Genomic DNA, 5,047 nt, shown 5'->3' on the forward strand with positions numbered 1-5,047 from the left:
TGCGGCGGAAAAGTTGGAGGCTTGGCGCAGAGACTATAACGAGCAACGGCCACACGGCGCGATCGGGAACAAGGTCCCGGCGGCGCTCATGAAATCAGCATACGCAGCCAGCCCGTGTTGCTGATCAAGGCCGGAAAACTCTAGCGCCAGCCGAGGGCGCGTCGGGGAGCGGTCCACAAGGCCGGAAAACTCTAGCGCCAGCCGAGGGCGCGTCGGGGAGCGGTCCATCAGGCGCCTCGGCTATATCGTTTTTCCCAGACGGGCCCGCTTCATCTATCTGCAACAACAATTCGGGTCCACGACTATTGGCACAATCTCATCGAAGCCCTTCAGGCTGCCAATTCAGCCTACGGCAACGCAATCGCTGCCCTGCGCCTGCGCGGTGGAATCATCCTGGAGAGGCACTTTGTATTGCATGCGGAGCACCTCGAGCCGGTCGGCAGCAACAGCCTCGATCATATGGAAGGTTTTAGTTCCAGAACTAGGCGCAGACATAGAAGCTCACTGCAGTTCATCTTGTCCGCTAAGGTATCCGACTGCTCAGCCCATCCGCCAGATGGGATCTCATTGCCGCTTACTTTTCGGTCATTTGCCATCCTCTCGAGAGTGGATTAGTATACGCCCTTCATGATGCATCCCCGTCAGGTGTGGTCGCGTGCAAGGAGAGCCTTCATCCACGGAAGGCAGACTTCGAGGCGGGCGGACCCGCGATCTTGTGCCGACCAGTTCTACCGCGCTATGAACCTACCGATGAACAGGCGCTCGGAAATGTTGATTGTCGAGGCACCCGAGGATTGCGGTAACGCGCCCCGCAAACGTGTTATTCGTGACTTTATCGTTGCCCTTTATAGCGGCCAGACGCCCGAAGTACTCGGCTATCTCAGCGAGAACGTGAACTGGAAAATGATCGGTTCATGGGACGCATCGGACAAAACCGGGGTTGGTCATTATTTAAGTCAGTACACTAAGATCGTTCATCTGCGGATAGGCACGATTATCACACACGGAACCGACTGCGGGATCGATGGTGAGATCACTTTTGAAAGTGGGCAGCAGGCTGCATTTTGCCACGTGTTAATATTTACCGGCGGCGCAAGGACTGCCAAGATTAAAGCCGTCAGATCGTATCGAATAGTCTCTGCGAAACAGCCTGTTGGAAGGCGGCCCCCTGGTCCTTGGGGTTCTCCGCAAATCTTAGAACAGCGAGGACGTCCTTCACATGCGCAGAGTCCAGGAACTTCAAGCCACCGAACTTGACGAAGGGGATATTGCGGCGGGTAAGCTCGACTTCCAGCGGCCCGGAGTGGTGCGAGGCCCGAAACAGCACCGCCTGCTGTTTTAGCGCGAATCCTTCCTCCCGCGCCTCAAGCACCTGTTCTGCGACATAGTTGACCTGTCACGCCGTGTGCACGGCGAAGAGGTCTTCGATCGCAGCATCGACATCCAGATTCTGCGACTGCGACGCAAGCTGGAATCCGATCCGAGCAACCCAAGCTGATCGCAGAACGCGGCGTAGGCTACATGCTGGCCTCGCCGGTTACGGTCCTCTGAAGCAGGAACGGCATGCCCGGTCTTCGGTTCATAGCTTCTTCGCTACTATTGCGTTTCCGCCCACTCTCTTCAAGAAGCCGGTTCCTGAACCCGGCGGGCGGGGGCGAGACAAGCGTAATCGGGGATCTTGAAACGGCGGCGGTAGGCGCCAGGCGACAGGCCGGTGACGCGCTTGAAGAGGCGGCGGAAGAAGGCCGGCTCCTCGTAGCCCACCTGCCAGCTTATTTCATCGACCGAGGCTTCCGTCCGCTCCAGGCGGCGCTTGGCGTCCTCTATTCTGAGGCGCTGCACGTAGAAGATCGGGCTCAGGCCCGTCGCGTTCGTGAAACGGCGCTTGAAGGTGCGTTCCGCCAGTCCCGAGCGCCGGATCATCTCCTCGACCGGATTGGCCACCGAAAAATGCGTGGCAAGCCACTCCTGCGCGGTCTGGATCGCGAGATCGCCATGGCCCTTGCGGCCTTCGAAGACGATGTAGGGCGCAAGCCCGTCTTGATGCCATTGCAGGGCGAAGAAGCGGGCCACGTCCTGCGCCACGGTGGCCCCGGCATGACGGGCAATCAGGTAGAGCACCAGATCGTGCCAGGTCATCGAAGCGCCAGAGGTGATCAGCTCTTCGCGCTTGCCGGAGACGACGAGCACCCGCTCCGGGTGGATGCGCACCTGGGGGAAAGCGGAAGCGAAGGCGCCGGCGTAGCCATAGTGCACCGTGGCGTCCACGTCATCGAAAAGCCCTGTCTCGGCAAGCAGGAAGATGCCCGAGCAGGCGGAGCATAAAAGCGCGCCACGGCTGTGCATCGCGTGGCACCATTCGACCAGCGCCGGGTGACGGCCTTTTTGCCAGCCCTCAGGGCCGAGCAGGATGGAGGGGACGATCACGATGCCGGTGGAATCGATGTCGGCAATGCTGCGATGCACGTTCACCGGCACACGGCTGGCAAGCTCCAGCGGTCCCGACTGAAGCCCCACGATCTCCACGCTGAAGGGCCGCAGCGGCGGCTCCTGACCTGAGCGCGGCAGCAGGCTTGGGCCGTTAATCACGTCGAAAATGCCGGACAGCGTGGAGATGACGGCGTCGGGAATGGCGACGAGACTCACATGGATCGGTTTGCTTACGGTTGCCGCGCCGTCGTGCTTCATGCGCAAATCCCCACACCCGGCAAGAATAACGCCGGTACGGCCATGGCGCCACAGCAATTGTTTTTAAGCCGCGTGGCACAAACGGCCCGATTCTGGACCGTCCGGCTCTGCCTTCCGTCTCCTGTCCCTGCGATTTAGCGCGGGCCTCAGAACCCCCTGGACGGCATTACAGGAGACATTGCATGGAACATGCCCATCACCACCATACGATCGATTCCGCGAAGCTCGACGCGCTTGTCACGCGGGCATTCGAGGATCTTTCCGCCGGCTATGGCGGCGTCATGATCAGCCTCGGGCACAGGCTCGGGCTCTACAAGGCCATGGCCGGCGCCGGCCCGCTCACTACGCGCGAACTTGCCACCCGCGCCGACTGCGCCGAGCGCTATGTGCGCGAATGGCTGAACTCGCAGGTTGCCGGCGGGTATGTGACCTATCATCCGATCAGCGACACGTACGAGCTGACGCCCGAACAGGCCATGGTGCTTGCCGATGAGGACAGCCCGGCCTTCTTTCCCAATGCTTGGGCCGTTCCCGCCTCGATGTGGGCGGACGAGGAAAAGGCCATCAGGGCCTTCCGCACGGGCAAAGGCATCCCGTGGGGCGACCATGACGGGCGGCTTGCCTGCGGCGTCGCCGCCTTCTACCGCAACAGCTACAAGGCGAGCCTCGTGCAGGAGTGGCTGCCCTCGCTTGACGGCGCCGTCGAGAAGCTCAGGGCGGGTGCGGTGGTCGCCGATATCGGCTGCGGCTACGGGCATTCGACGGTGCTGATGGCGAAGGCTTTCCCGGCCTCGACCTTTCGCGGGTTCGACACGCATGAGGAATCGCTTGCCGAGGCAGAAAAGGCCGCGGCGGAGGCGGGCGTTTCCGGTCGGGCGGCATTCGCGGCCGCGCGTGCCGACAGCTATCCCGGCAAGGGCTACGACCTGATCTGCTTCTTCGATGCCCTGCACGATATGGGCGATCCGGAGGCCGCCGCGGCACACGCCGCCAAGGCGCTGGCGCCGGACGGCACCGTGATGCTGGTCGAGCCCTTCGCGAACGACCGGGTGGAAGACAACATCTCGCCCGTGGCGAGGCTCTACTACGCGGCGTCCACGACGATCTGCTGCGCGCATGCGATATCCGACGGCGGCCGCCTGGTGCTCGGCGCGCAGGCGGGCGAAGCGCGGCTGGCGGACATCTTCCGCAAGGCGGGCTTCAGGCACTTCCGCCGTGCGTTCGAGACGCCGTTCAACCTGATCCTCGAAGCACGGATCTGACCCCGGAACACAACGCCTTCCGGCGAGGCCGGAGGGCTCCCGCCTCCGCACTATGGGCACGCGGAGCGGGACGGCATTTCCGCCCACTCAATTCCGGACCCATGAAGGAGACGAACCATGAAGAAGACTTTTGCAATCCTTGCGGTGGCTGCCGTCACGACTTTCACCGCGTCCTTCGCTCTCGCGCAGGAGCTACCCACAGCCGAAGAGACCCTGAAGGAAATCGAGGCGACGCTTGGCGTCGTCCCAACCCATTTCAAGGCCTATCCGAAGTCGGCCGTCGCGGGCGCCTGGGCCATCACCAAGGGCCTAGACTTCGGTGAAGGGACCACCGTGCTCGAACCGAAAGTCAAATCGCTCATCAATCTGGCCGTGGCAGCGCAGATTCCGTGCCGCTACTGCATCTGGCTGGAGAGCAAGATGGCCCGGGACCGCGGCGCATCGGACGAGGAGATTGCCGAAGCGGTGGCGCTCGCGGGCTATGTCCGCCACTGGAGCGCGGTACTTAACGGGCTGCAGATTGATCTCGAAACCTTCAAGGCTGAATTCGGCGGCGAATAGCGGCGGCCAGCGCCCGGCACCCTCGTCGGGCGCTGCCTCCTGGACGGCACAGGCCGGGGAGCCCTCCCATGGATATCCTGATCAACGCGGCGAACATCCTCTACGTGGTCGCCTATTTCACCATGGACATGCTGCGCCTGCGCGTCATGACGCTGACGGCGGCCTCATGTCTCGCGGTCTATTTTTACAACCAGCCGACGCCCATGCTGAACGTCGTGGCGTGGAACGTGTTCTTCATTCTGCTAAACCTGCTTCATCTCGGCCGCATTCTGCTTTCGAGATACAGGGAGGCCAAAATCTGACGACGGCTCCCGGCGTCTGAGGATGTGCGTTCGCCGGCCGATTCTCGCTGCCAGCCTCGACGTCCTCGCATAAACGGAGGCAGGCAAAGCGCGCGCCTCGGCTTCCGGTGGATGGGCGAATCCGGGTGGCCTGTTCCCGCAACGCTCGCTTCCCTGGCCCGGAAGAAGAAGCTGCACGGATCATCGGACGGGCCATCCGCTATGCGAGGAAGTGTGCCCGCCATCAGATCCCGA

Annotated in this window: 5 protein-coding genes and 2 pseudogenes; 5 read left to right on the forward strand and 2 right to left on the reverse strand. The window is 62.3% G+C overall.

The features are described from left to right. On the forward strand, positions 1 to 124 hold a 124-nt coding region (locus NYR54_RS18930; protein WP_261517260.1), incomplete at its 5' end, for a transposase. A gap of 1,029 nt (positions 125 to 1,153) precedes the next feature. Here NYR54_RS18930 and NYR54_RS18935 read toward each other — a convergent pair. Next, a pseudogene (locus NYR54_RS18935) lies at positions 1,154 to 1,396 on the reverse strand (3'-5' exonuclease); the annotation flags it as partial. On the opposite strand from NYR54_RS18935, the pseudogene NYR54_RS18940 reads away from it, so the two are divergent. After that, positions 1,394 to 1,551 (forward strand): annotated as a pseudogene (locus NYR54_RS18940) (winged helix-turn-helix domain-containing protein); the annotation flags it as partial. The pseudogenes NYR54_RS18935 and NYR54_RS18940 sit on opposite strands and share 3 nt — an antisense overlap. A 69-nt stretch (positions 1,552 to 1,620) precedes the next feature. Here NYR54_RS18940 and NYR54_RS18945 read toward each other — a convergent pair. Then, entirely contained in the window at positions 1,621 to 2,688 is a 1,068-nt protein-coding gene (locus NYR54_RS18945; RefSeq protein WP_261517256.1) for a GlxA family transcriptional regulator, read from the reverse strand. Positions 2,689 to 2,870: 182 nt separating this feature from the next. Here NYR54_RS18945 and NYR54_RS18950 point away from each other — a divergent pair, with 182 nt between their 5' ends. From NYR54_RS18950 to NYR54_RS18960, 3 genes are all read left to right on the forward strand, one after another. Next, the gene (locus NYR54_RS18950; protein WP_261517257.1) at positions 2,871 to 3,950 is read left to right on the forward strand and encodes a class I SAM-dependent methyltransferase; all 1,080 of its coding nucleotides are present in this window, start codon (positions 2,871 to 2,873) and stop codon (positions 3,948 to 3,950) included. A gap of 117 nt (positions 3,951 to 4,067) precedes the next feature. Next, positions 4,068 to 4,511, forward strand: coding sequence for a carboxymuconolactone decarboxylase family protein (locus tag NYR54_RS18955; protein ID WP_261517258.1), 444 nt, complete (start codon positions 4,068 to 4,070; stop codon positions 4,509 to 4,511). 68 nt (positions 4,512 to 4,579) lie between these two features. Next, the gene (locus NYR54_RS18960; protein WP_261517259.1) at positions 4,580 to 4,813 is read left to right on the forward strand and encodes a hypothetical protein; all 234 of its coding nucleotides are present in this window, start codon (positions 4,580 to 4,582) and stop codon (positions 4,811 to 4,813) included. The last annotated feature ends 234 nt before the right edge of the window (positions 4,814 to 5,047 follow it).

The organism is Chelativorans petroleitrophicus (assembly GCF_025398195.1).
In the GTDB taxonomy this organism is placed as follows: domain Bacteria; phylum Pseudomonadota; class Alphaproteobacteria; order Rhizobiales; family Rhizobiaceae; genus Chelativorans; species Chelativorans petroleitrophicus.

Bases quoted from the DNA above. Each gene is read 5' to 3' on its own strand.
- NYR54_RS18945 (WP_261517256.1), bottom strand. From the start codon at position 2,688: ATGAAGCACGACGGCGCGGCAACCGTAAGCAAACCGATCCATGTGAGT.
- NYR54_RS18950 (WP_261517257.1), top strand. From the start codon at position 2,871: ATGGAACATGCCCATCACCACCATACGATCGATTCCGCGAAGCTCGAC.
- NYR54_RS18955 (WP_261517258.1), top strand. From the start codon at position 4,068: ATGAAGAAGACTTTTGCAATCCTTGCGGTGGCTGCCGTCACGACTTTC.
- NYR54_RS18960 (WP_261517259.1), top strand. From the start codon at position 4,580: ATGGATATCCTGATCAACGCGGCGAACATCCTCTACGTGGTCGCCTAT.